This is a genomic window from Thalassotalea algicola (assembly GCF_012932965.1).
Taxonomy (GTDB): domain Bacteria; phylum Pseudomonadota; class Gammaproteobacteria; order Enterobacterales; family Alteromonadaceae; genus Thalassotalea_F; species Thalassotalea_F algicola.
Genome location: NZ_JABBXH010000005.1, coordinates 82,030 through 106,850, shown reverse-complemented (window position 1 = coordinate 106,850; position 24,821 = coordinate 82,030). Strand labels below are relative to the sequence as shown.

Below are 24,821 nucleotides of genomic sequence, written 5' to 3'. Positions count from 1 at the left end.
GCAATAAGCAGACCAATTATTTAAATAAACACTTAATACCGATAATCATCAGGAATTGGTAAATTTGTAGCTAGTGGGACAGGTTTACGCCCTTTCCCCTGTTTATGGGCCTTTAACTGGAAAATAAAGGCAAGTACTTGCGCAACAGCAGCGAACAATTCTTCTGGAATTTCTTGATTAACTTCTCCTGTATAGAATAGTGAACGTGCTAACGCAGGAGACTGAATTATCTCAACACCATGCTCTTTAGCAATAGTACGAATATGCATCGCCATTTCATCCGCTCCTTTAGCAACCATTTTAGGCGCTCCGCCCATATCAGTATCGTACTTTAATGCGACAGAAAAATGAGTTGGGTTAGTTATAACCACATCGGCTTCGGGTACGTCTTGCATCATTCGACGTTGTGACATTTCATATTGTGTGCGTCTTATTCGCCCTTTTATTTCTGGGCTACCTTCTGTATTTTTTAACTCATCCTTAACTTCTTGCTTAGTCATTTTCAACTGTCGTTTATGATTCCATTTTTGATAGGGTGCATCGACCAAAGCGATGATAATTAATGAACAAGCAAGTGTTAAAAACATCCAAAGCAGCATATTAACCGCATGGCCAAAATTAGTAGGTATTGTTTCTAAACTTAATCCTAAAATTTCTTCAAATAGGCCTGCAAGCAAAGATAAAGCAACAAAGAAAACAACAAAAAATTTTAATAATGACTTAATAAACTCTACTGCGGCCTGTGGACCCAGCATACGTTTGAAACCCGAGATTGGTGACAGCTTACTCGCCTTTGGTGCAATTGCTGACCAAGAAAAGTTATAACCACCCAATATAATATTACCGACGAACGCCGCTAACGCGACAATGGCAAAAAACCAGGCCATAGGATAGACCACTGTAAGAACACTTTCTCCAACAATATTAAAAAGCTGCGTCGTGTCCATTACTTCCTCTCTAGTGACACTAAATAGCCGCTTCATCGCTCCTGCAAGGGCCGATACTAGCTCATCCCCCATCAATAACATGGCACAAGCACTACCGATTAAAACAAACATAGTACCAAGCTCTTTCGAGCGTGCTATTTGCCCTTTATTTCTAGCATCTGATAGTTTTTTTGCCGTGGGGTCTTCGGTGCGTTCACCTGAATCTGATTCAGCCATCGTTAACTCGCCCTACAATCTACCAAGTAACAGGTAAAATCTATTGCCCGTTGCCATTGCAGTTCAAAGTGGACTAAGAAGTTACCAATCGTTAACCACATAATAATTAAACCTGCGGTCATAGTAATAGGGAAACCAATAGCAAATATATTTAACTGAGGGGCGGCGCGAGTCATAATGCCAAATGAAAAATTTACCAAAAGCATCGCTGTTAAAGGTGCTAAAGCAAGAGACAAAGCTGTCGCAAACATCCACCCTCCCCATTCAGCAACTTCTTTAAATTTTATCGTCTCAACTCCAGTGCTAGGGATCGGAATGGTATCAAAGCTAACCACAGCAAATTGAATAAAGGTTAAATGGCCGTCAAGCCCCCAAAATAGTAAAGTCGATAAAATAAGGAAAAATTGGCCAACTGCCGGAACACTCATACCACTGGAAGGATCAACTAAAGACGCAAAACCTAAACCGGTTTGCATCGCAATAATTTGCCCTGCCAATGTAAAAGTATTAATCACTAAAACCGTGACAAATCCAATTAAAATACCGATTAATATTTGTTCTGCAACCAATAAGGCTGTTGTAAAAGCAAATAGGTTATCCACTCGAGTTGGTGGTATTGCAGGCATTATTGCTAAAGTTATTGCCAAACATAAAAAAAGTTTTACTCGGGTAGGGATGGTTTGCGAACCAAGGCCTATCATAGCCATAACCAATGCAGAAATGCGGGTAAATGGCAAAATAAAGTCAGCAAGAAATTGATTGATAACTGACTCAGTAAATTCCATCAACTCACCACACTAGGAATGCTCGACACTAACCTTATCGTGTAATCCATTAACTTTTGAACCAACCAGTGTCCACCAATAATTAGCGCTAGTAGTGTCACAATTAACCGAGGTAAAAAGCTCAGTGTTTGCTCATTAATCGACGTCGCAGCTTGAAAAATAGCGACCATTAAACCAACAAGTAAACTAGGAACAATAATCGCACAAACCAGTAATATTACCAGAAACAATGCATCTCTAAGAATATCAACAAAGACTTCTGGTGTCATAGCTAAGTCCCCAGACCGTAACTTGCAGCAATGGTACCAATTACCAAGTTCCAACCATCGACAAGTACGAATAACATTAGTTTAAATGGCAATGAAACTATCATCGGCGATAGCATCATCATACCCATAGCCATCAATACACTAGCAACGACCAAATCGATAATAAGAAACGGTATGAACAACATAAATCCGATCTGAAACGCCGTTTTAAGTTCACTAATGACAAATGCTGGAATAATAACAGTCATCGGTAAGTCTGTTGGCTGATCAACTTTATTAATGCCAGCCATTTCAGCTAAGGTTGATAAATCTTTAACTCGCGTCTGTTCCAACATAAAAGCACGTAGTGGTACTTTAGCTTCATTTAACGCATCAACCGATGTTAGCTGATCAGCTAAATAAGGCTGTATGGCGACTTTATCTATCTGATTATAGACGGGCGTCATAATAAAAATGGTTAAAAATAAAGTAATACCGATAATGACTTGGTTTGATGGTGTTTGCTGTAAACCAAAAGCCTGACGCAAAATAGCCATTACTACCACTATACGGGTAAACGACGTCATCATAATAACTGCTGCAGGAATAAACCCTAAGGCAGTCATAAAAATGAGAATTTGTAAGGTAACTGTATATTCTTGAGAACCGTCAGGATTCGTGGTTAATTTGAGGGCAGAAAGACTTAAATCGTCAGCACCAAAGGCAACACCACTAAAAAATAAGGTAAAAGATAAGATTAGGAATAAAACGGTAGATTTCATTGTTTCTTCAATATTTTAGTTAAACTACCGGTTAAGTCTGCTGGAAATGGTTGAGCTGACTTCAATGGCGTTTCTAATTCTTTTAATACTGAAATATTATGTGCTGTAACGCCAAGCAGCAACTGTTTTTTATCAACTTCAACAACCACTAACCGCTCTTTTGCACTTAAGTTCAGCGAAGTAACAACTTTAAGATCTTTATTTGCAACAGGACCTAGTTGAAACTTTTTCAGTAAGCTAGCGGCCACAACGATTAATGCTAATACTGCACAAAGAGAAAGTAGCATACTTACAACGTCTAGGTTATTGCTCGCAACATGTTTGCCAACTACTGGAGCATCCACCATGCTTTCTTGGGTCCAAGCCAATGGCGACATTAATCCCCAAAATATTGAAAGCGACAATGTTTTAAATTGCATACTGCCTACTTAAGTTTTTTGATTCGCTCAACCTGACTAATAACATCTGTTAAACGAATACCAAATTTATCGTTAACTACAACCACTTCACCATGAGCAATCAAAGTACCATTTACCAGTACATCTAATGCTTCACCTGCAACGCGATCTAGCTCTACAACCGAACCTTGGTTTAACTGTAATAAATTACGAATACTAATATGAGAGCGCCCCACTTCCATAGAAATAGTAACAGGAATATCTAAAATAGCGTCAAGCTTGCGCTGCTCTTCACCAGATAACTGTGGTTCACCTTCTTTAAGCTCTTCAAGTTCAACTTTTTCAGCTTCTTCATCACCAGATTCGCGCGCCTCGGCTTGTTCATTCAAGGCCTCATCCCACATACTTAAATCTTCGTCTTCGGTACTCATAGCAGCCTCTTACTAATACTCTAAATCGTCTTCTAATAGGTGTAATTCTGCGTCACTATCTAGACGCTTACCACCTTTAGTTAAAATGGTTAATTCAGACTTAACCGATTCAGGTCGTTTAATCTTTTCTTGAATTTGTAGCGCGACATTGTCTCTACTTCGACCTAATTTCGCCCTAAATGTCGGTAAATCTTCTATAAGCACTGTAATGTGCTCTGGAATTTCAACAGGAATGATATCGCCAGCTTCTAAGTCCATTACTCGTTGAAGTGGAATATCAACCTCGATAAATTTCGTCGTTAATTCTACTGGCACATCAAGAATTTCGTCTCGCAATGCCTTAGACCAACGCATATCGGTGTCTTCTTTATCACTTTGTACACCCGCGTCAAGTAATTCTCGAATTGGCTCAAGCATTGAATATGGTAATGCCACATGAAAGTCGCCACCGCCGCCGTCAAGTTCGATATGGAATGAGCTGATAACAACCACTTCCGTTGGGCTAACAATATTTGCCATCGACGGGTTAACTTCTGAATCTAAGTACTCAAAAGAAACATCCATAACAGGTGACCAAGCTTCCTTGTAATCTTCAAAAATTAACTTCAGTAACATTTGAATAATTCGACGTTCTGTTGGCGTGAACTCACGCCCTTCAATTTTGGCGTGATAACGCCCGTCGCCACCAAAAAAGTTATCGACCAAAATGAAAACAAGACGCGCTTCCATGGTGATTAAAGCGGTACCTTTTAAGGGTCTGAAGCGCACCATATTCAAACTAGTTGGCACGAACAAGGTATGTACGTACTCACCAAACTTAATCATTTGAATACCATTAATCGATACTTCTGCTGTACGACGCATCATATTAAACAAGCTAATTCGCATATGGCGAGCAAAACGCTCATTAACCATTTCAAGCGTAGGCATTCGGCCACGGACAATACGATCTTGTGACGAGAAGTCATAGTCAGAGGTGCCCTCCTGGGGCTCAAATTCCTCAACTATTTCTTCTTCTTCGACCTCATCAACACCATGGAGTAGCGCATCAATTTCGTCTTGTGATAATAAGTCACTCACTTGAAATATCTCTTCTTTGCGTTAAATGAATTATTGCATTACAAAGCCAGTAAATAGCACTTTTTCAATAATTTTACTGCCAGTTACGTCTGTCATTGCCTTTTGCACTTCTGCTAATGACTTTTGCTTCAACGATGCTTTACCTGCACTAGTTGCTAAATCATCAGCATTGGAAATTGAAAATACACTTAGCAAAGTGCTTTCAATTAACGGTACATGCTTTTTCGCTTCTTCTTCATTATCATTGCCGCGTACCAATAATTGAACGCGAATTTCAACAAACCTATCTCTTGCTGAGCCTGGAACATTAAACCTAAAAGGCCTTGGCATAGGCACATAAAGTGCAGTGCCCGCTTGCGCTCCTGACGCTTCAGTTTCACCTTCTCCGCCTTCTGCCGCGTCGCCGTTGCCACTATCTAATGCAGCAGCCATTTCTTCATCTGTAGGGGCATCGCTCCCCCCCATGAAAAAGAATGCAGCACCGCCGCCAGCTAGTAACACTACAACAGCGATGATAATTATCATCATTTTTTTCTTTTTGCCGCCGTTACTATCGACTTCTAAATCTTTTTCATCAGCCATAAACTTTCCTATTCAATCAGCATCTTGCATTTCTCGTACTAACTTATGCGGTTAATACTTTCTCAGTAACTAAACTATATCGTCGATATTAGTTAACGCCAATGCTTTTAATCATTTAAGCGTAGAAATCAACGCCAGTTGCTGAATGATTAACCAAATGTGCTAAGCTTTCTTCAACGAGCATAGTATCATCAGCGTCTGCCATCTGTTGATTGCCTAAATTTCCGCTAGCTTTGTCATCGTTACTTTGCTGTTGCTGAGCAACATTTGCATCACCAACATCTACACCACTTTCTTGCAGCATATCTCTTAATTTACCCATTTGTTGTTCTAAGGCTTCCTTGGCTTGTTGGTTTTGTACCGTAAAACTCACCGCAGCTTGTTCACCTTGCAAATTTAATCGAACGTGAACATTACCTAGCTCTGGCGGATCAAGTTGAATTTCCACTTGTTGTAATTTTTGACTCACCATTACCATGACTTTGTCTTTTACTGCATTAGCAAAGTCTTTTCGATATATATTGATTGTTTCTTGCTGTACTTGTTGTACTTTCTTAAATTCTTGATTGCTTTCAATTACTCGACTTGAAATGGCATCAAGTTGCTGTTGCATCGCTTTTTGGTCAATCGATGTTGTGTCATTTTCTGTCTTATTATTGCTCATCGCTGCTATGGTTTGAGCAACACTATCAGCATTTTTATTAGCTTTTACGGGGTTTCCATTGTTAACCATTTGCGTAAATTGACTAGCATTGTTGTCATCAGACTTTTTATTGCCATCTTGCTCAGCGTCAGAATGTTGTTCATTCATTTGATGGTCAGATGCATTAACAGCTTCTTGAGTAGCAATATTTATTCGACTAGCCTCTTGTTTAACTGTAGAAGCCTGCAATTTTGATTGATTTACATTTAATGTTTGTAATACACCCGAAGCTTCAGCAGACTTTATCACTTCGCTCTGAGCATCAAGCTCCCCCATTGAATTGATATTCGGGTTAATGGCGTTAGAAGCCGATGCTAGCTTACTTTCTTTATTGCTTAATTGACTTTCAACTAATTTATTAGTTGCTGATTTCACGTCTGGCTTATCTTGATTTTGAAGTGCTTTTTGCAGGTTAGTGTCAACAAGTTCACCATCTAACGCTATATCAGACTCTTCTAGAGAGCTAATCTCATCAATGGCATTTTGCCCGCTAACTTTTTCAATAGACTGTTGAGTTTGTTGCTTAACACCGACTTGCTTTAAATCTTCTTTTTGTTTTAATTTTTCAGATAGTTTGGCAATCAACATTTCTGCATCAGTTAAAGCGTCAACATCATTTTCTTCAATCGTTAGTTCTTCATTGAGACCTGCTTTGCTTATTACCTGCTGTGCGCTTTGCAGAACATTATGGCTTTGCTTAGTACTGTTAGTTTTCGACAGGTGTATATCATCTGTCAAAGCTTCAGACTCAACGTGCTCTTTAGTTGATTTGCTCATTGATTTCGTAATAATTTCGCTTAATGGGGACTTAGCAAAGTTTTGAGTTTCTGTAGACTTCAGCGCTTGTGCTGACGCTTCACTTTTAGCAGGCTGCTGTTCACTAGAATTTAGGAGCTTATCTGATTTAGCTAGTAATTCGATAAGCTGTTTGGAGTTATCTTGCTGTTGTTCTTCACTTTGTTTTGCTGGTTGTTGACTACTATCAACAAGCTCTTCATTCTCTGTATTTCGGTCGTCAGCTTTAGCTTCTTTAAGCTTTTCATTTGATTGCGCGATAGCTTCTGCGTCTCTTTCTTTAGGCTCATTAGAGGATTGCTCAACGTCACCTTTTATCTGCTTCGCGTCATCACTTTGTTTTTGCGCATCAGAGCTTACTTTGTTTTTTGCACCAGCAGCTTCGTTATGATTCATCTTACTATCAAAATGTTTCGCAAATTCATTACCTGTACTTGACGCTTCACCATTTGATGGTTCACCACTAGCATCTGCAGCTTGCATTAAATCAATTGATAACATCTTTACTTGCGACATAATATTTCCAACCACTTTGCGGTAAAATTTGTTGTGCCGTTATTTAAAGCGGCAATATCTGTAGGGATTTACCGTTAAATAAGCATTTTTACGTTGTTAACCTCTAACTCTGCAATTACTACGCCAACCTAAACTTTAACGAGCCCGTCGAATGAATTGCTGAGTCGCTATTTCATCAAACATTTTTTGCTCTTTTCGCATTTCTACTTGCGCTTCTTTCTTCAATTGAATTTCTCTAAGGTGCTCTACGGCTTGTACTTTTTGGCGTTGCATCAGCCACTGCTGTTTGCGCTTTTCCATCATGGCTTTAGATTGTTCGATAGCAATTTTCACTTGCTCACCCGCTTGATCTAATTTATTCACAAATGAATGGAAATGATTAAATACCGAGCTATCAACACCTTCTTTTGAACGTTCACTCAATCTGCGCATATATTCCAGCCGATATTCTCCAACACCTTTTAAGCGTTCCAAATTCTGCTGATAGTCTAACTCTGCCGCTTGTAATTGTTGTGCTGCCTTGGCTTCTTTATCTTTTTCAAAGCGGTATAAAGTGTCTAGCTGGTTTCTTGCCATAGGTTAATCCTTTTACCTTGCTTGAGCTGGCATTGCTTGCCCTGCACGCTGATTTTGCTGTGCTTGGGCTGCTGCAATAATTTCATTAAGTTGTGTTAAGCTTTGATCGTATGGCAATACTTCACTCATTTTTTGTTGTAAATAAAACTGAATGACAGGCAACATAGCAATCGACTGATCAATACGCGGATCACTACCTTTGGTATATGCACCAATGGCAATTAAATCTTTATTTTGCTGATAGAGTGAATAAACTTGTTTTAAGCTACGAGCTAACTCTTGATGTTCTTCACTTGTCACCATAGGCATTACACGTGAAATTGATGATTCGACATCAATAGCAGGGTAATGACCACTATCTGCCAATTCTCTTGAAAGAACTATATGGCCATCTAAAATGGCGCGCGCTGCATCAGCTATAGGATCTTGTAAATCATCGCCTTCCGTAAGTACGGTATAAAAAGCAGTAACAGAGCCTTGCCCATCACCACCATTTCCCGCCCGCTCTACCAGTTGTGGTAGCTTAGAAAAAACTGAAGGTGGATAACCTTTGGTAGCAGGAGGCTCTCCTACAGCGAGAGCAATTTCTCGTTGTGCTTGTGCATATCGCGTTAAAGAATCCAGCAATAACAATACATTTAACCCTTGATCACGAAAGTACTCAGAAATTTGTACTGCACTTTCACAGCCTTTAAGGCGCATAAGAGGCGAACAATCGGCAGGTGCCGCTACAACAACAGAACGAGCTCGACCTTCTTCACCCAAAATTTCTTCGATAAATTCTTTAACTTCTCTGCCGCGCTCACCGACAAGCCCGACAACAATTACATCAGCTGTTGTACCTCGGGTCATCATGCCTAAAAGTACTGACTTACCAACGCCAGAACCAGCAAAAAGCCCCATCCGCTGGCCTTGGCCAACCGTAATAAAACCATTTATTGCGCGTACACCTACATCTAATGGCTCAGAAATAGCTCTTCGCGCTAATGGATTAAGCGGTGTGCTATCGTGTCGATATTTTTCATCTTTTGCTATGGGGCCTTTCCCGTCTAGTGGTTTACCGACACCATCAATTACTCGCCCTAATAAATCCATCGAAAAAGGAATTTGCCTTTTAGCTGAAATGGGTAAGACACGAGCACCTGGCAATACCCCTTTTAGACTTTGCTCCGGCATAAGAAAGGTTTTATCGTCTGCGAAACCAACGACTTCAGCAATTAAATCACCATGTGCGGTTTCTACAAGACATTGGCTACCGACATGAGCTTTTACACCGACGGCTTCAAGCGTTAATCCAACAACACGGATAAGTCTGCCTGCAACAGCTTCTTTAAATGGTACGATAAAATTTTGGCAGCCTTGTAAACGGTCAACAAGGCGGGAACTATCAATCATGTTGGTATTTTGACAATAAACTACTGATGTAATGCTTCTTGCAAAAATGATTCCATAACATGCTTGAGACGAGATTTAACGGTTAAATCTATATTTGAAGTGCTGTTTTCTATCTGGCAACTGCCCTGTTCGAACTGCGGAGCAGGCTGTAAGCGCCACCCTTGCTCTTTAATGTAGTCAGCACCAAATTGTGCTTCTACCATAATAATATCTTCAGGGTGTAAGAATATTTGTGTTTGTGCTTCTTGGCTAGGGAGAGCTTTAATTCCAGCACTAATCGCCGATAATAATATATCAGGATTGGTTTTAGCTTCTTGCAAAACAACAGCTTCAGTTAACTGTGCAACTAAGGTTAATAACTGTTGTTCTATATTTTTTTCAACAATTTCTAGCGGGTTATGTAGTTGCTCAATTTGTTGTTGCCATTGCTGGGCTAATTGTTGAATTTGTTCTTGTCCTTGCTCAAGACCTTGGGTGATACCTTGCTCTTGCCCGGACTTTTCACCATCCTCATAACCTTGTGCTTTGCCTTCTTCATAGCCTTTAGCAAAACCTTCTTCCTTTCCTTGATTAAATCCCTCCTCAAACGCAGCTTGACGAATTTCTTCAATCTCTTCAGCTGTTAATGGAATAGGTTCCGGCTCTGGCTCTTCAGGCGGCTCGTAACGCCAGCCTTTCGGTTTGCCTAACGCATTCGTTTGTTGCATTTCGGCTTCGGTTTGCTGTTGCTCAACAGTTGGCAATGACCACGCTTCAGCGTCTTCATCACCTTTGATCACATTTTGAGTAACTTTAAAATTTTGGCTCATACTACAAACTTAGTTTATTAACCCGTTATAAGAATTCTTCACCGCCGCCACCGCCGCCAAGCATAATTTCACCAGCGTCAGATAATCGACGAGCCACAGAAAGAATTTCTTTCTGTGCCGCTTCTACCTCACTAATACGCACAGGCCCCATCGCTTCAAGATCATCAGCCAACATTTCTGCTGCACGTTTCGACATGTTCGATAAGATTTTTTCTTTAAGGGCTTCATCTGCGCCTTTAATGGCTTTCATTAGTGCATCTTGTTGCACTTCTTTCAAGATAGCCTGGATTCCACGATCATCGACATCTGCTAAGTTTTCAAAGACAAACATTAAGTCTTGAATCTGCTGACTCATTTCTTCATCATGTTCACGAATTGAGTCCATCAACATGCCTTCAACATTAGTGTCTAGGTAGTTCATGATATCAGCAGCAGCTTTCAAGCCACCCATTTTCGCAGCTTGTGCACCAGCTTGACCGGCAAATTGTTTTTCCATAATTTCATTTAACTCTTGTAATGCTGCGGGCTGAACTTCTTCCAAATTCGCAATACGCATCATTAAGTCTAAACGCACTTTTTCAGAAAATTGACTCAGAATTTCAGCAGATTGCTCTGGCTCCAAATACGACATAACGATAGTCTGAATTTGCGGATGCTCGTTTCGAATAATATTGGCTACTTGCTTCGAGTCCATCCACTTCAATGAATCTAGACCTTTAGCACCACCGCCCATAACAATTTGATCAATCAGGTTACCGGCTTTATCTTCACCAAGTGCTGCTGTTAACGCTTTACGTACAAACTCTTCACTTTGGAAACCAATTGTTGAGAAGTTTTGAATTTCATTAATAAACAACTTATGAACGGCAGTGATTTTTTCTTGCGTGAAATCTTCCATCGCCGCCATGATCATACCCACTTGTTGAACCTGTTTAGGCTCTAAGTGTTTTAATATTTGCGCAGCATCTTCTTCAGATAAACTTAATAATAAGATTGATGCTTTTTCAACACCGTCTAGCTTTTCAACATCAAAGCCAGCCGGCATTGCCGCTAATTCTTGGTTTTCATCACTCATCTTCGCTTAACCAACTTTTCACTACTTGAGAGGACAATTCAGGCTCATTTGCTACAAGAGCGCGAACAGCTTTAAGGACATCTTCATCTCGATGTAAATCTGGTAACTGTAGGCTACCATCAGGTGCAAAACCTACGGCACCGGCATCGAAGTCTGATGTTAGCATATCCATGGTCTCATCACCTAGGTCAACATGCGTATCTAGTGACTTATCACCATAGTCTGCCGGTGTTTGTTCTGGGTAGATTAAACGTTTCAGCATTGGGCGAACTACCGCTAATATTAGAACGATAATCACCAAAGCACCCATCACGAGTTTTAACGTTTGCATAAACCAAGGTTGTTGATAGACCGGTAAAACTTCTTCTTCGCCTAGGTCTACTCTAGAGAACGGTAATGTGACCACTTCTAAGGTATCACCACGTTGCATATCAAAGCCAATGCTTCCTTGTAATAGACGGCGAATATTAGCTAGTTCTGCTACTGAACGTGGGGCTTGTGACGTTTCACCTTCAGCATTAGTTGAATTTAGGTAGTCAAGTGCTACTGATACACTAATACGTCGAATAACTCCCGTTTGTTGTTTGGTATAGCTAATCGATTCATCTAATTCATAGTTCTTGGTAGATTCTGAATGCTTGCGTGATGGCATGACTTTTTGATTATTGTTGCCAGTAGCATTTTCAGGAATATCTGACTCTAATGGCGGCTGATTAGTTAAGGCACCAGGAATACCACCTAACGCACCACCTATCGTGCTATCTTCAACCTTCATTTCGCTGCGCAACGCAGGTAAATCGGGGTTGTAACGACGCGCAGTTTCTTCAGTGTTAGTAAAATCCATCGTTACGTCGACTTGCGCTGTGTAGTTACCTAAACCAACGACAGGGATAAGAATAGTATCAATCTTATCCATATATTCTTTTTCACGTTTTTGTTCAATTTCAAACTCTTTACGTGAACGAGAAGAGATTGAGTCTTGGCTACCTGAATTTAATAGGCGACCATTTTGATCTGTAACAGTAACTCGATTTGGCGACATGCCTTGTACTGCTGAGGCGATGATATCAACAACTGAATCGACTTCTTCTTCCGATAACACTCGACCACGTGCCATGCTTAACACAACTGTCGCTGATGGTGTTTTTTGCTTGCGAGCAAAAACATTTTCACGTGGAATTGCCAATAACACTTTTGCCCGCTGAATAGACTGTAATTGCTCGATAGTATTTGCTAATTGCTTTTCACGACTATGTTTAAGACGCTCACTTTCTAAACGTTGGCTAACACCAAAGCCCATATCTTGCATGATGATGCTTGTGCCTTCTTCAGGCGCATCAGTTAAACCTTCGCGTGCCAAAAGCAATTTAACGTTTTGATATTCATCAGCACGAACTGAAATTGTATTGTTTTCCTGGCTATACTCCACTTGGTTAGCGTCAAGAAAATCCATCGTTTCGATCAGCTGCTGAGTTGGTAATTTAGCTAGCATCCGAAACTCTGGTTGATTCGCCCACATGATGACAAAAACCGCTATTGCTAAACAAATCGCCAATGCCATAATCAATGTAAGTTGTCTTAATACGTCAACATTACCCAAGTTAGCAGCAAAGCCAGATTTTTGCTCTTCTACAATATCGTTGTCACTATCGTTGACAATTAAATCGGCACCATCTGTTGTTGCCATTGCCGTTGAACTATTATCAGCCACGCTACTTCTCCACTAATTCGTTATTCAATCGCTCGATACTAAAAAGCATCATACTGGCATGCTCATGATTTCTTTGTAGGCTTCAACGAATTTGTTGCGAACCTGCACGGTTGCATCAAATGCAACACTCGCTTTCTGCGCTGCTATCATGGTTTCGGCAAGCGTAACCTTGTCGTCACCCATTTCAAATGCTGTGCGCTTGGCGCCAGCATCTTGTTGAATTTCATTTACTGTATTGATGGCTTGTTTAAAAATATTGCCAAAATCAGATGACGAGGAATTGACTTGCTCCATAGGCAATGCGCGATTGCCGGTTGCTTCCACTGACATGGATTGCATTTGTGCAAGTAATGAATTGGTTTTAATGTCCATGACGAATTACCTCTGTCAAAAAACTGTTGTTCAGCCTAGTAACCTAGATAAAGCAAGCTTGGTGCCAATGAATAAAAAGAATTACCAACCACCATAGGTGACTGATAATTATAGTAAATAAATGAAGTTGTCATATCAGGCGATGGAAGAAACCTGATATGACTGGTGGAATTTTATGCGGGTATTTCAATACCACTATCGCGCATTTTAGCGATTTTATAACGTAGTGTTCTTGGACTAATACCTAGTCGCTCAGCGACGGCTTTACGGCTTCCCTGACAAGCTTGTAATGTATCAAGGATAATTTGATGTTCTTGTTGCTTAAGCTCATTGCCGAGTCGTTCTTCTTTTATCGATTCGCTTTCACTTGATACTTGAATCTGCGTATCGAAATTTTCTATTAATATATCACCACTATCGATTTGACCATCATTGTGTAAAATCAACGCTCTTTGAATAACATTATCAAGTTCCCTCACATTACCAGGCCATTGATAAGCTAACATTTTGCTACGGGCACTAGCCGTAAACTCTGGCATTGCTTGGCCATTTTGTTGGCTATGAATGCCAGCTAAATGTTTAGCTAACGGAATGATGTCATCGCGGCGATCTGCTAGAGGTAACCAATTTAGTGGGAATACATTTAAGCGATAATATAAATCTTCACGGAAAGCACCTTCACGCACGGCTTCTTTTAAATCTCGATTACTCGTTGCAATAACTCGGACTTTGAGGTCTATTGTTTTCCGACCGCCTAAACGTTCAACTTCTCGCTCTTGCAAAACGCGGAGAATTTTTGCTTGCAATCCTAAATCCATCTCAGTGATTTCATCAAGCAAGATAGTGCCTCCTTGAGCTTGTTCAAACTTACCTGGGCAAGCAGAAATAGCACCGGTAAACGCGCCTTTCTCATAACCGAATAAAGTCGCTTCTAACATGTTCTCTGGGATCGCAGCACAATTAATTGCAATAAACGGTTCATCTTTTCGATTAGACTGATTATGTACATATTGTGCTAATACCTCTTTACCCGAACCGCTTGGCCCGAGCACCATAACTGACGCATCAGTTGAGGCAACTTTTCGAGCAAGTGCCAATAATTCAATACTTCGAGTATCAGCAACGATCGGCTCACTTTTATTAGTTACCGTAATAGGAATATATTGGCTCACCATATTAAGGAGTACTTCTGGTGCGAAAGGTTTTGCCATGTAATTACAAGCACCGTCTTTCATTGCTTGTACTGCGTCGTCTATCGTGCCATATGCAGTCATCAATAACACCGGCATAGTCGCTTGTTGTGTTTTTATACTTTTAAGCAGCGACAGTCCTGACATGCCGCCCATTTGTACATCACTAACCACCAAATCTATCGCGTGATTTTTTAATTGCAAGATCGCTTGTTCACCAGAGTCAGCTTCAACGGTTTGATAACCTGCCAATTGTAATGTATCTATTAAAGCTTCACGCAGACCTGCATCATCTTCTACAACTAATATTTTACTATTAACCATGAGCTACCTCCTTTAACTGTTGAGTAATATCAACGGTTTGACTGGTGCTAACATTACCGCCAGCGAGTAGAGGTAATTTAATACAGAAATTAGCGCCCTCTTCTGGGCCACTAATTAGCTTCACATCCCCTTGGTGAGCAGTGGCAACCGATTTTACGACAGCTAATCCTAAACCTGTACCATGCGCTCGAGAGGTGAAAAATGGTTCAAAAATTTTGTCCGCTAACCCCTTCTCAATGCCCTGTCCATTATCCCTAACACTGATGTAGACATATTGACCATGGGCTTCAACGGTAATTGTGATAAGGGCTTTTTGTTTAATTACTTCTAAGCTGTTATGAATTAGATTTTGAATCGCACCACATAACGCGCTTTCATTTCCTAGCACTTGGCAATGACTTTTTGTTAAATCCGTTATCACTTTGCTATTTGATTTAGAAACTAACGCTTCCATAGCGGCCACAGACTTTTCGACTAATTCATTAACATTTAACGTATTGACTACTTGCTGATTACCACTTTTAGCAAACAACAACATATCGTTAACTTGTTGTTCTAGATCGGTTAGTCTCGACATTAATTTTTCTTGAAAATTAGATTTAGCGGTTTCTGCCAAATTTTCATTTGATAGGTTTGCGCCGTATAACATAGCTGCAGATAAAGGCGTACGAATTTGGTGAGCCAACTTCGACACCATACGGCCAAGCGATGATAGACGTTGTAATTGTCCTAATTTATCTTGTAGCAATCGAGTTTCCGTTAGGTCAGTGATCATAATTAGCTGACCAGGTTGATTACCTAACGTGGTGATTTCTAGTTTTACTCTGCGCCCATCTTTTAATGACACTTCATGCCAATCATCGGCACGAGGTTTGAACGAACGTTTGATCACATCAAACCAAGGTTGGCCGAGTATAGGTTCGTCTAAAAGCTGACTAGCAAAATTATTAATTTTAACCACTATGCCATTGCCATCGAGAATAACGACGCCAGTTGGCATCACATCAATTAAGTGATTTAATTGACTACTTTGCTGACGCAACAACGCTAACTCTCCGACAAAAGATTCCTTTTGTAAGTTATCGTCATGGTTTTCGAATGCAAAACTGGCCTGACTAAAGGCGTCTGCTGCAAAATTAGTTTGTTCAGTGGCTGAATTAAAAGCTAATGTCATAATGCTACACTCTATTGCTTAATCACACAGACCACTGCACTTTATATGCCACCTAGATATTCTTTATATTTTACAGCCAGTTATGAGATAAAATTTCGTATTGTCAATTTATTGTCTTTATCACTTTAATAAAAGCTTTCATGAAGAAAAACAACTTCACAACATTTATTCTTTTTATAAATCAACAAGATAAAGCTTTGGCTTAAACCCTGCATTATTACAATGGCATAAAAAGCGCTATTTACGCTATTAAACTATCGAAGACAGGGGTTATATATGTTGCTATTTAATGGTACTGCTGAGTGCCAACGCTCAAATAAGTGGTTTAAACGTGGCAATCGTCATGAATTTTATATGTTTAGTAAAAATAAAGACTTAATGTCGCAGCTAGACCAAATTGAGCAGTATTTTACTGAACGAGGACTAGACCATATCGAGATCGTCGGTACAGAAACACTGCAAGACGCTAATGAAATTACCAATGATATGTTGATGTATGCGTATGATGAAGCATCTCAAAAAGGTCTTGCAGGAGCTATTGTGCGTGCGCCAATGCAGGCTGCTTAGCATGGCTATTAACATCGCCTATATTGAATTAGCTGTGTTTATCAATATAGGCGATGATATTTAATTTGATTAGAAACTTAGGCTTTATCTATTCTACTAATCTTTAGATAAGTTATATTTTTTCATTTTTTCAACCAGTGTAGTTCTGCGCATACCTAACAATTCTGCTGATCGCGCCACCACACCTTCAGTTTTTTCTAACGCCTGACTAATTAAAGAGATTTCCAATTCTGCCAAGTGCTCTTTCAGGTTAAGGCCGTCACTTGGTAATATTCCAGCACTAGAACCTTCATTTTCTAACGAGCTATCTCCACTGTGCTCTTCATCTTCTTCCTCATAATCAAAGCCAGCAAATAGTTCATTAATTGCTTCTCTTTCTTGCAATTCTTCAGGGTATTCTGGCTCATACTCTTCAACATCAATATGTTGGTATTTGGCTGGTAACTCGCTGACATTAACTACTTGCTCACCATACATGATGATCATACGTTCTATCAGATTTGAAAGCTCTCGAACATTGCCAGCCCAAGGATGCTCCATCAGTGATTCAATAGCTTTTTCTGTAAAGCGAACACTTTGATTTTGCTCTGCTTCAAAACGTGACACTAATTCCTGTAATAGCAAAGGAACATCTTCTTTTCGCTCTCTTAATGCTGGGGTTTCGATAGGAAACACATTAAGGCGATAAAACAAATCTTCACGGAAATCACCAGACTTGATCATATCTTCGAGATGTTGATGGGTTGCTGCGACAATACGAACATTGGCTTTAATACTTTTTGAGCCACCAACACGTTCAAATGTACGCTCTTGCAAAACACGCAGTAATTTCACCTGCATTGGTTGTGGCATATCACCAATTTCATCTAAAAACAGCGTACCGCCTTCCGCCAATTCAAATCGACCTTTACGTGTTGAAATAGCACCAGTAAAGGCACCTTTTTCATGACCAAATAATTCACTTTCAAGTAACTCACCTGGAATAGCACCGCAGTTTACCGGTACAAATGGTGCTTTGGCACGATCTGATAAATTATGAATATTGCGAGCAACGACTTCTTTACCGGTACCTGACTCACCGAGAATAAGTACATTTGCGGCAGTTGTCGCTACCTGTTCGATTAAAAACCGAACTTGCTGCATAGGCTTACTAACACCAACTAAGGATCTAAATAACTTAGTATGTCCTGCCGATTTTTGATTTTTATTTGGTAGTTTATTGTGGTACTGATGACAGTGATGAACAATTTCTGTTAGCTGCGCATAATTTAGCGGCACAGATAAATCACCAATAACATTTGCACAATTTTCGACGGCGTGTTGATCCACTACATCGTGCAATATAAAAGGGTAAGACGGGTTAGCACGGATCAGCTCTTCGGCTTGCTCAGATATATTGCCAGTAAAAATAACGGTTAGTAGGTTGTCTATTCCTTTGAATGAAGAAGCAAGCTCCTCTTCATTGCATGATTCAAAATGTTCACCAACAAAGGCTAATACCGTTTCTAATTGGTGACGCCTTACTGCATCATTATCAACAACTAAAATATGCTTTTGACCATGCATAATAAGTTAAACCACTACTTATAATAATTATGATTTGATTCTAACTAGCAGACAAAAATAAGCAACAAAAAATTGACATGTCAGTCAATAAATTGACGAATGATTCTACTTATTATTTGAAACTTAAGTATTTTTCCACATTTCGCTAGATTGTTCTTGTATGAAGATCTGAGTAGGCACATAATTTGCCTAATCCAAATATACAAGCTGGGTATCAACTTGGTGTCAAAAACTTGTTGGTTACGCGATTTAGTAAAAGTAGGTGGCTTAAATGTTTAATGGTAAGAGTATTCTGATAACAGGTGGTACAGGCTCATTTGGTAAACTTTACGTAAAGACTTTACTAGAACGATACAAACCGAAAAAAATTATCATCTATTCGCGTGACGAATTAAAACAGTTTGAAATGCAGCAAGTATATAATGATGACTGTATGCGTTACTTTCTTGGAGATGTTCGAGATAAAGAACGTATGATACAAGCGATGAATGGTGTTGATTTTGTTATTCATGCCGCAGCATTAAAGCAAGTACCAGCCGCTGAATACAACCCAACTGAATGTATTAAGACTAACATTACAGGTGCTGAAAACGTTATTCGAGCAGCCTTAGCCAATAATGTAGAAAAAGTGATTGCACTATCAACGGACAAGGCCGCAAACCCGGTTAACTTATACGGAGCAACCAAGTTAGCTTCCGATAAATTATTTGTCGCAGCGAATAACATGAGTGGCGGTCATAAGTCGCTGTTTTCAGTTGTTCGATACGGCAACGTTGTTGGTTCAAGAGGCTCGGTTGTCCCCTTTTTCGAAAAACTTGTAAAAGAAGGTGCAGATCATATTCCCGTTACTCATGCAGACATGACTCGATTTTGGATAACGCTGCAGCAAGGTGTAGATTTTGTCCTCAAAAACTTTGAGCGTATGTTAGGTGGCGAAATATTCGTACCTAAAATCCCTTCAATTAATATAGTAGACCTAGCAAAAGCAATCGCGCCTAACCTGCCGGTAAAAATTGTCGGTATAAGACCAGGTGAAAAAATGCACGAAGTAATGTGCCCTGGTGAACTTTCGTATGATACGTACCAATACAGCGACCATTTCGTTATAGCGCCAGCGATTAAGTTTAGCTCTCGAACAAATACTTTTGATACTAATGCCCTTAATGAAAAAGGCACTCCGGTCGCCCACGGGTTTGAATATAACTCTCTAAATAATGAGCATTTTTTAACAGTAGAAGAAATCCACGAAATGAATAAGGAATTCGTTCTTTGAGCCAAGAGAAAGGCCCATATATCCCCTATGGCAAACAACACATTTGCCAAGAAGATATTGACGCAGTTGTCGATGTCTTAACTTCAGACTTTCTCACTCAAGGGCCGAAAGTTCCTTTATTTGAACAACTTGTCGCCCAGCATAGTCAAGTTAAGTATGCTTGTGCTGCCAATAGTGCTACTTCTGCATTACATATTGCTTGCTTAGCCTTAGGTGTGACAAAAGGCGACGTAGTTTGGACTTCTCCTATATCATTTGTCGCTTCGAGTAATTGCGCGTTATATTGCGGAGCGGATGTCGATTTTGTTGACGTAGAGTCTAATACAGGCCTAATGTCTGTAAAAGCGCTATCCAGAAAACTAGCTATTGCCAAACAAAGCAACAATTTACCAAAAGTGGTTATTCCTGTTCATTTAGCTGGCCATAGCTGTGACATGGAGGCAATTGATAAACTTGCAAAAAAATACCAATTCAAAATTATAGAAGATGCCTCTCATGGTATTGGTGGCCAATATAAAGATAGGCCTATCGGCAATTGCCAATATTGCGACATCAGTATCTTTAGCTTCCATCCAGTCAAAATAATAACCAGTGCCGAAGGTGGCATGGCCCTTACCAGCGATGAAAGCTTGTACAACAAAATGAGGCTCTTTGTAAGCCACGGCGTTACGCGAGAAAACCTAGCACCAGAGCACAGTAATCAAGCTTGGTACTATGAACAACAGACACTGGGTTTTAATTATAGAATGAGTGAATTACATGCGGCACTTGGAGTTAATCAATTATCTAAACTGATTGACTTCGTTGCTCGTCGTAATAAGCTTGCAGATTCATACTTAGAAAAAATTGCCAAAGATAGGGTTTTATCCAAAGAACTTCACTCAATTACCCCTTCTAACGAATGTTATTCGGCCTACCACTTATTTGTTATTCAGTTAAACAAACCAGAAAAACGATTAACTGTTTTTAATCAACTGCGTGCCAATGGTATTGGAGTTAACGTTCATTATATCCCTATTTGCAATCAACCTTACTACAGGGAATTAGGTTTTAAGCCAAGCGACTTCCCTAATGCTCAATCCTACTATGAAAGCGCAATTACTTTGCCATTGCACCCAAGTTTATCGCTTCAAGAGCAAGATAAAATCTTAAAGGTTATTCGAGAGAGTTTATGAAGCTTGCATTAGGTAGTGTTCAATTCGGCTTAGACTATGGTATTTCCAATACCACAGGAAAAGTAAGCACCAGTGAAGTTTATCAATTATTAGATAGTGCTTGGCAAGCGGGCATCACTGCTATCGACACTGCGTCAAGCTACGGTGATAGTGAAAAAATATTAGGTAACTACCAAAGCCCTAGACTATTTAATTATCTAGGTAAAATAAGCCCTGAATGTCCACCTGACAGATATATAGAAGAAGCCGAACAATCTATAAAAGATTTAAACATTAAATCCTTTGAAGCCATTTCAGTACATCATGGCAGCATATTGCTAAAAGAAAATGGACTCGCACATTATCAGGCATTAGCAGCGTTAAAAACTGCAGGAATGACTAATAAAATAGGTTGCTCAGTATATTCACCAGCTGAAGCTATCGAGTTACTAAACCAGTACCCACTAGATATGATCCAATTACCTGCGAGTATTTTTGATCAACGTATTTTTGACGAGCAATTTATCTCGTTTATTCAAGAAAAAAATGTAGAGCTACATATACGCTCAATATTTTTACAAGGTGCGGTGTTCTTATCTCAACGCAACGTACCGGATATATTACAAAGGCTATCCCCCAAATTGGCACTGCTTGAACGACTTAGCCTGCAATATAAAACTTCAAAACTTGCATTGATTATGGCGCCTTTTGCCAATAACCCTTCAGTTGACAAAATTATTATTGGGTGCGTGTCAAAAGCGCAATTAGAAGAAAACTTAGCCGCATATCACACAGCTAAATCTTTAAATATTGATTTATCTGAATTAGCCATTGATGATGAAACCATCTTAAATCCAAGTAAATGGTAAAACTTGCATATATTTTGCTTTAAAAAAGTATCAATAGTGCGATAGATGAAAAACATGCCTACAGGGCGGAAAATTAAATTTCAAGCCAGTAGCAGATTGAGGTAAACATGCGAGATATCTCCAAGAACTCAGGTAGTAAACTCTGGCAAAAAGCGAAAACACTCATTCCAGGTGGCAATCAGCTTTTATCAAAACGTGCCGAGATGTTTTTACCCGAAAATTGGCCAGCTTATTATAAAAAAGCTAAAGGTTGTGAAATTTGGGATTTGGATGAAAACCACTATATAGATATGAGTATTATGGGTATTGGCACCTGTCCTTTAGGTTATGCCCATGCTGAAATTAGTGACGCTGTTTGCCAAGCCATTCAAGAAGGCAGTATGACTAGCTTAAACTGTTTTGAAGAAGTTAAATTAGCAGAAAAGCTTATCGAACTTCACCCTTGGGCACAAAGTGCACGATTTGCACGTACAGGCGGCGAAAGCTGCTCAATAGCCGTTCGTGTTGCCAGATCATATTCACGCAAGGATAAAGTGGCTTTTTGTGGCTACCACGGATGGCATGATTGGTATTTAGCTACAAATTTAAATGACGATAAAAACCTCGATGAACAACTATTACCAGGGCTTACACCATCCGGTGTGCCACACAGGCTAAATGGTACCGTTTTACCTTTTAACGACGGAGACATTGAAGCATTTGAAGATATCGTCGCCAAGCATAAAGATGAATTGGGTGTTGTCGTAATGGAAATATGGCGCCACAGTGAGCCAGACATGAAATTTATTAAGCGCATCAGACAGCTTTGTGATGAGCATAGTATTGTATTAGTGTTTGATGAAATATCTTCTGGCTTTAGGTTAAACATTGGCGGCTCACATCTTCTGTGGGATATTGAACCAGATATTTGTGTTTTAGGAAAAGCTCTAGGCAATGGCCACCCTATCGGTGCCGTAATTGGTAAGAAACATATCATGGAAGCAGCTCAAGAATCCTTTATTTCCAGTTCATATTGGACAGAGCGCGTTGGTTTTGTCGCGGCTTTGAAAACGCTAGAGATCATGGAGCGAGACAATACTATAGAACTAATAAAGCAAACTGGTCAGTACATTAAAAATGGGTTAGAACGAATCGCTAAAAAGACAAATTTCCCACTTAAAGTTATAGGTGTTGACCCTGTACTAATCCTTGCCTTTACTGAAGAAGCGTTAAAAGTTAAAACCATCTTTACTCAAGAAATGTTAAAGCGTGGCTTTTTAGCGAGCAATGTTATTTACGTTTCTGCCGCACATGACAAGCCTAAAGCAGACTTATATCTTGAGCATGCAGAAGTAGTATTCGACGAAATAAAACAAGCACTAGACAAACAACAACTTGACCAACTATTAGATGGACCTGTTTGTCATAGTGGGTTTCAACGATTAAATTAAGAGTGTTGAAATGAGCAATAAACCAAGACACATTGTTGCAATTGTTCAAGCTCGTATGGGTTCGTCGCGCCTGCCAGGGAAAGTGATGAAGCCTTTGCTTGATAAGCCGCTAATTGGACATTTGTTTACTCGCCTTAAGCAAAGTCAAATGATTGATCAAATCGTACTAGCGACCTCTGACGATGAAAATAATGACGAACTAGTTTCCTATATAACGTCTTTAGGATTTGATGTTATTAGAGGAAGTGAAGACAATGTGTTAAATCGTTTTGTCAAAGCAGCCAAGCAAACCGCTGCCACCGACATTGTGCGAATTACCGGAGATTCTCCGCTACTTTGCGCAGATATTTGCGATCGACTAATAAACTCTTATTTTGACAATAACGCTGACTATGCATACTTATCTGAACGTTTTGCCGAAGGGGTTGATTGTGAAGTTATTTCCGCTGAAGCGCTACTTAAAACAGAAGCTAACGCACAAAAAGCGTCAGAGCTTGAACATGTTACTTTATATGTATATAGCCACCCAAAAAATTTTAAAATTGTCGAACTGGATAATCAAATAGATGACAGTAAATATCGATTTACCGTCGATAATGCAGAAGATTTCGAGGTTGTTGAAGCGATTGCATCACATTTTCAATATAACTTTGAGCATTGCCTGTATCTTGATATCAAAAAGTTCTTAGATGAAAACCCAAGTGTCATGGCATTAAACAGCCATATTACTCGCAATGAAGGCTTACAAATATCATTGGCCGCTGACTCAACCAACAATGCCAATTGAGATGACAGATGAAAATAAACCAAACAAATATTAATCAAAATTCACCTTGTTACATCATCGCTGAGATGTCGGCAAATCACTGTGGCGATTTTAATAAAGCAATTGAAATCATTCATGCAGCTAAGGCATGTGGTGCAAATGCGGTTAAACTGCAAACTTATCGTGCAGACACCATTACCTTAAATTCCGATAAAGAAGACTTTAGACTTCCATCTGATAATCCTTGGGAAGAACATCAGAATTTATACGCTTTATATGAAAAAGCTTATACACCTTGGGAGTGGCACCAAGCTTTGTTTGATGAAGGTAAAAAAATTGGCATTGATGTATTCTCGGCCCCTTTTGATTTGTCTGCTGTTGAACTGCTCGTCGAGTTAAATTGCCCAGCATATAAAATAGCATCACCAGAAATTTCTGACATCCCATTAATTGCAAAAGTCGCGCAAACAGGTAAACCTGTTATTGTTTCAACAGGATTAGCGACAAAAGAAGATATAGAACTTGCCACTCAAACCTTGCAAGAAAATGGTTGTACTGAGTATGCCTTTTTAAAATGTACAACCGCTTACCCTGCTCCACCAGAAGATATCAATTTGAAAACGATACCTGCGCTAGCAAGTGAGTTTAATTGTTTAGCCGGTATTTCAGACCATACACTAGGAAACAGTGTCGCTATCGCTGCGGTGGCAATGGGTGCAAAAATAATTGAAAAGCACTTTGTCTTATCTCGAGACGGTGAATCCGTGGATGATTTTTTCTCTTTAACACCGGATGAATTTACTCAACTAGTAAAAGATGTAAGAACCGTTGAAGCCGCAATAGGTAAAGTTGATTACAGCATTTCGCCGGCTTCCCAGAAGAACATGCTTGCCAAGCGCTCATTATATGTAGCTCAAGATATAAAAGCCGGTGAAGAAATTACTTTAGACAATGTAAAATCTGTCAGACCCAGCTACGGGCTTCACCCTAAATACCTACATGGGGTAATAGGAAAGCGAGCGATTAAAGACTTATCATTTGGTGATAGATTCAGCCTAGATATGGTTGAAAACTAGCATCCATTAAA

At 39.7% G+C, this 24,821-nt stretch carries 25 protein-coding genes; 7 read left to right on the top strand and 18 right to left on the bottom strand.

The annotated features are described in order from the left end of the window. Positions 1-32: 32 nt before the first annotated feature. The 17 genes from flhB to HII17_RS15235 form a co-directional block, all read right to left on the bottom strand. Positions 33-1,163 carry a flagellar biosynthesis protein FlhB gene (flhB, locus tag HII17_RS15315; protein ID WP_169076245.1) on the bottom strand — a complete coding sequence of 377 codons (1,131 nt, stop codon included), beginning with the start codon at positions 1,161-1,163 and terminating at the stop codon, positions 33-35. A gap of 2 nt (positions 1,164-1,165) precedes the next feature. Continuing rightward, on the bottom strand, positions 1,166-1,948 hold the full coding sequence (gene fliR, locus HII17_RS15310) for a flagellar biosynthetic protein FliR (protein WP_169076244.1): 783 nt from the start codon (positions 1,946-1,948) through the stop codon (positions 1,166-1,168). After that, entirely contained in the window at positions 1,948-2,217 is a 270-nt protein-coding gene (gene fliQ, locus HII17_RS15305; protein ID WP_169076243.1) for a flagellar biosynthesis protein FliQ, read from the bottom strand. Before fliQ ends, fliR begins: the two co-directional genes overlap by 1 nt. A gap of 2 nt (positions 2,218-2,219) precedes the next feature. Further along, complete coding sequence (gene fliP / locus HII17_RS15300; protein ID WP_169076242.1) at positions 2,220-2,978, bottom strand: flagellar type III secretion system pore protein FliP; 759 nt, start codon at positions 2,976-2,978, stop codon at positions 2,220-2,222. Beyond that, positions 2,975-3,397, bottom strand: a complete 423-nt coding sequence (fliO, locus tag HII17_RS15295; protein WP_169076241.1) for a flagellar biosynthetic protein FliO — start codon at positions 3,395-3,397, stop codon at positions 2,975-2,977. Before fliO ends, fliP begins: the two co-directional genes overlap by 4 nt. 5 nt (positions 3,398-3,402) lie before the next feature. Beyond that, the gene (gene fliN, locus HII17_RS15290; protein WP_169076240.1) at positions 3,403-3,807 is read right to left on the bottom strand and encodes a flagellar motor switch protein FliN; all 405 of its coding nucleotides are present in this window, start codon (positions 3,805-3,807) and stop codon (positions 3,403-3,405) included. Positions 3,808-3,819: 12 nt separating this feature from the next. Further along, positions 3,820-4,887 carry a flagellar motor switch protein FliM gene (gene fliM / locus HII17_RS15285; protein ID WP_169076239.1) on the bottom strand — a complete coding sequence of 356 codons (1,068 nt, stop codon included), beginning with the start codon at positions 4,885-4,887 and terminating at the stop codon, positions 3,820-3,822. A 30-nt stretch (positions 4,888-4,917) separates the two neighbouring features. Further along, positions 4,918-5,469 (bottom strand): flagellar basal body-associated protein FliL, encoded by a 552-nt coding sequence (gene fliL, locus HII17_RS15280; protein WP_169076238.1) that lies wholly within the window; start codon positions 5,467-5,469, stop codon positions 4,918-4,920. A 115-nt stretch (positions 5,470-5,584) separates the two neighbouring features. Next, positions 5,585-7,483 (bottom strand): flagellar hook-length control protein FliK, encoded by a 1,899-nt coding sequence (locus tag HII17_RS15275; RefSeq protein ID WP_169076237.1) that lies wholly within the window; start codon positions 7,481-7,483, stop codon positions 5,585-5,587. 135 nt (positions 7,484-7,618) lie between these two features. Beyond that, positions 7,619-8,059, bottom strand: a complete 441-nt coding sequence (gene fliJ / locus HII17_RS15270; protein ID WP_169076236.1) for a flagellar export protein FliJ — start codon at positions 8,057-8,059, stop codon at positions 7,619-7,621. A 12-nt stretch (positions 8,060-8,071) separates the two neighbouring features. Further along, the gene (fliI, locus tag HII17_RS15265) at positions 8,072-9,454 is read right to left on the bottom strand and encodes a flagellar protein export ATPase FliI (RefSeq protein ID WP_169076235.1); all 1,383 of its coding nucleotides are present in this window, start codon (positions 9,452-9,454) and stop codon (positions 8,072-8,074) included. Between the two features lie 20 nt (positions 9,455-9,474). Then, a complete protein-coding gene (gene fliH / locus HII17_RS15260; RefSeq protein ID WP_169076234.1) occupies positions 9,475-10,263 on the bottom strand; it encodes a flagellar assembly protein FliH in 789 nt (262 codons plus the stop codon). Positions 10,264-10,288: 25 nt separating this feature from the next. Continuing rightward, positions 10,289-11,338: a flagellar motor switch protein FliG gene (gene fliG / locus HII17_RS15255; RefSeq protein ID WP_169076233.1), complete on the bottom strand. Its 1,050-nt coding sequence runs from the start codon at positions 11,336-11,338 to the stop codon at positions 10,289-10,291. Further along, entirely contained in the window at positions 11,331-13,025 is a 1,695-nt protein-coding gene (gene fliF / locus HII17_RS15250; protein ID WP_169076337.1) for a flagellar basal-body MS-ring/collar protein FliF, read from the bottom strand. Before fliF ends, fliG begins: the two co-directional genes overlap by 8 nt. Before the next feature lie 72 nt (positions 13,026-13,097). After that, positions 13,098-13,421: a flagellar hook-basal body complex protein FliE gene (gene fliE, locus HII17_RS15245; RefSeq protein WP_169076232.1), complete on the bottom strand. Its 324-nt coding sequence runs from the start codon at positions 13,419-13,421 to the stop codon at positions 13,098-13,100. A gap of 173 nt (positions 13,422-13,594) precedes the next feature. After that, positions 13,595-14,935, bottom strand: a complete 1,341-nt coding sequence (locus HII17_RS15240; RefSeq protein ID WP_169076231.1) for a sigma-54-dependent transcriptional regulator — start codon at positions 14,933-14,935, stop codon at positions 13,595-13,597. Beyond that, on the bottom strand, positions 14,928-16,109 hold the full coding sequence (locus HII17_RS15235; protein ID WP_169076230.1) for a sensor histidine kinase: 1,182 nt from the start codon (positions 16,107-16,109) through the stop codon (positions 14,928-14,930). The genes HII17_RS15240 and HII17_RS15235 overlap by 8 nt, the downstream gene beginning before the upstream one ends. A gap of 276 nt (positions 16,110-16,385) precedes the next feature. On the opposite strand from HII17_RS15235, the gene HII17_RS15230 reads away from it, so the two are divergent. Further along, positions 16,386-16,676 carry a hypothetical protein gene (locus tag HII17_RS15230; RefSeq protein WP_169076229.1) on the top strand — a complete coding sequence of 97 codons (291 nt, stop codon included), beginning with the start codon at positions 16,386-16,388 and terminating at the stop codon, positions 16,674-16,676. 96 nt (positions 16,677-16,772) lie between these two features. Here HII17_RS15230 and HII17_RS15225 read toward each other — a convergent pair whose 3' ends face one another. After that, entirely contained in the window at positions 16,773-18,242 is a 1,470-nt protein-coding gene (locus tag HII17_RS15225; protein WP_169076228.1) for a sigma-54 dependent transcriptional regulator, read from the bottom strand. Positions 18,243-18,513: 271 nt separating this feature from the next. Between HII17_RS15225 and pseB the strand changes: the two genes are divergently transcribed. From pseB to pseI, 6 genes are all read left to right on the top strand, one after another. Beyond that, positions 18,514-19,515: a UDP-N-acetylglucosamine 4,6-dehydratase (inverting) gene (gene pseB / locus HII17_RS15220; RefSeq protein WP_169076227.1), complete on the top strand. Its 1,002-nt coding sequence runs from the start codon at positions 18,514-18,516 to the stop codon at positions 19,513-19,515. Next, complete coding sequence (pseC, locus tag HII17_RS15215) at positions 19,512-20,690, top strand: UDP-4-amino-4,6-dideoxy-N-acetyl-beta-L-altrosamine transaminase (protein WP_169076226.1); 1,179 nt, start codon at positions 19,512-19,514, stop codon at positions 20,688-20,690. The genes pseB and pseC overlap by 4 nt, the downstream gene beginning before the upstream one ends. Continuing rightward, positions 20,687-21,538 (top strand): aldo/keto reductase, encoded by an 852-nt coding sequence (locus HII17_RS15210; RefSeq protein WP_169076225.1) that lies wholly within the window; start codon positions 20,687-20,689, stop codon positions 21,536-21,538. Before pseC ends, HII17_RS15210 begins: the two co-directional genes overlap by 4 nt. A gap of 107 nt (positions 21,539-21,645) precedes the next feature. Beyond that, the gene (locus HII17_RS15205) at positions 21,646-22,968 is read left to right on the top strand and encodes an aminotransferase class III-fold pyridoxal phosphate-dependent enzyme (protein ID WP_169076224.1); all 1,323 of its coding nucleotides are present in this window, start codon (positions 21,646-21,648) and stop codon (positions 22,966-22,968) included. Between the two features lie 10 nt (positions 22,969-22,978). Further along, complete coding sequence (locus tag HII17_RS15200; RefSeq protein ID WP_169076223.1) at positions 22,979-23,755, top strand: cytidylyltransferase domain-containing protein; 777 nt, start codon at positions 22,979-22,981, stop codon at positions 23,753-23,755. 8 nt (positions 23,756-23,763) lie between these two features. Next, positions 23,764-24,810, top strand: a complete 1,047-nt coding sequence (pseI, locus tag HII17_RS15195) for a pseudaminic acid synthase (RefSeq protein ID WP_169076222.1) — start codon at positions 23,764-23,766, stop codon at positions 24,808-24,810. The last annotated feature ends 11 nt before the right edge of the window (positions 24,811-24,821 follow it).

Bases quoted from the DNA above. Each gene is read 5' to 3' on its own strand.
- flhB (WP_169076245.1), bottom strand. From the start codon at position 1,163: ATGGCTGAATCAGATTCAGGTGAACGCACCGAAGACCCCACGGCAAAA.
- fliR (WP_169076244.1), bottom strand. From the start codon at position 1,948: ATGGAATTTACTGAGTCAGTTATCAATCAATTTCTTGCTGACTTTATT.
- fliQ (WP_169076243.1), bottom strand. From the start codon at position 2,217: ATGACACCAGAAGTCTTTGTTGATATTCTTAGAGATGCATTGTTTCTG.
- fliP (WP_169076242.1), bottom strand. From the start codon at position 2,978: ATGAAATCTACCGTTTTATTCCTAATCTTATCTTTTACCTTATTTTTT.
- fliO (WP_169076241.1), bottom strand. From the start codon at position 3,397: ATGCAATTTAAAACATTGTCGCTTTCAATATTTTGGGGATTAATGTCG.
- fliN (WP_169076240.1), bottom strand. From the start codon at position 3,807: ATGAGTACCGAAGACGAAGATTTAAGTATGTGGGATGAGGCCTTGAAT.
- fliL (WP_169076238.1), bottom strand. From the start codon at position 5,469: ATGGCTGATGAAAAAGATTTAGAAGTCGATAGTAACGGCGGCAAAAAG.
- HII17_RS15275 (WP_169076237.1), bottom strand. From the start codon at position 7,483: ATGTCGCAAGTAAAGATGTTATCAATTGATTTAATGCAAGCTGCAGAT.
- fliJ (WP_169076236.1), bottom strand. From the start codon at position 8,059: ATGGCAAGAAACCAGCTAGACACTTTATACCGCTTTGAAAAAGATAAA.
- fliI (WP_169076235.1), bottom strand. From the start codon at position 9,454: ATGATTGATAGTTCCCGCCTTGTTGACCGTTTACAAGGCTGCCAAAAT.
- fliH (WP_169076234.1), bottom strand. From the start codon at position 10,263: ATGAGCCAAAATTTTAAAGTTACTCAAAATGTGATCAAAGGTGATGAA.
- fliG (WP_169076233.1), bottom strand. From the start codon at position 11,338: ATGAGTGATGAAAACCAAGAATTAGCGGCAATGCCGGCTGGCTTTGAT.
- fliF (WP_169076337.1), bottom strand. From the start codon at position 13,025: ATGGCAACAACAGATGGTGCCGATTTAATTGTCAACGATAGTGACAAC.
- fliE (WP_169076232.1), bottom strand. From the start codon at position 13,421: ATGGACATTAAAACCAATTCATTACTTGCACAAATGCAATCCATGTCA.
- HII17_RS15240 (WP_169076231.1), bottom strand. From the start codon at position 14,935: ATGGTTAATAGTAAAATATTAGTTGTAGAAGATGATGCAGGTCTGCGT.
- HII17_RS15235 (WP_169076230.1), bottom strand. From the start codon at position 16,109: ATGACATTAGCTTTTAATTCAGCCACTGAACAAACTAATTTTGCAGCA.
- HII17_RS15230 (WP_169076229.1), top strand. From the start codon at position 16,386: ATGTTGCTATTTAATGGTACTGCTGAGTGCCAACGCTCAAATAAGTGG.
- HII17_RS15225 (WP_169076228.1), bottom strand. From the start codon at position 18,242: ATGCATGGTCAAAAGCATATTTTAGTTGTTGATAATGATGCAGTAAGG.
- pseB (WP_169076227.1), top strand. From the start codon at position 18,514: ATGTTTAATGGTAAGAGTATTCTGATAACAGGTGGTACAGGCTCATTT.
- HII17_RS15210 (WP_169076225.1), top strand. From the start codon at position 20,687: ATGAAGCTTGCATTAGGTAGTGTTCAATTCGGCTTAGACTATGGTATT.
- HII17_RS15205 (WP_169076224.1), top strand. From the start codon at position 21,646: ATGCGAGATATCTCCAAGAACTCAGGTAGTAAACTCTGGCAAAAAGCG.
- HII17_RS15200 (WP_169076223.1), top strand. From the start codon at position 22,979: ATGAGCAATAAACCAAGACACATTGTTGCAATTGTTCAAGCTCGTATG.
- pseI (WP_169076222.1), top strand. From the start codon at position 23,764: ATGAAAATAAACCAAACAAATATTAATCAAAATTCACCTTGTTACATC.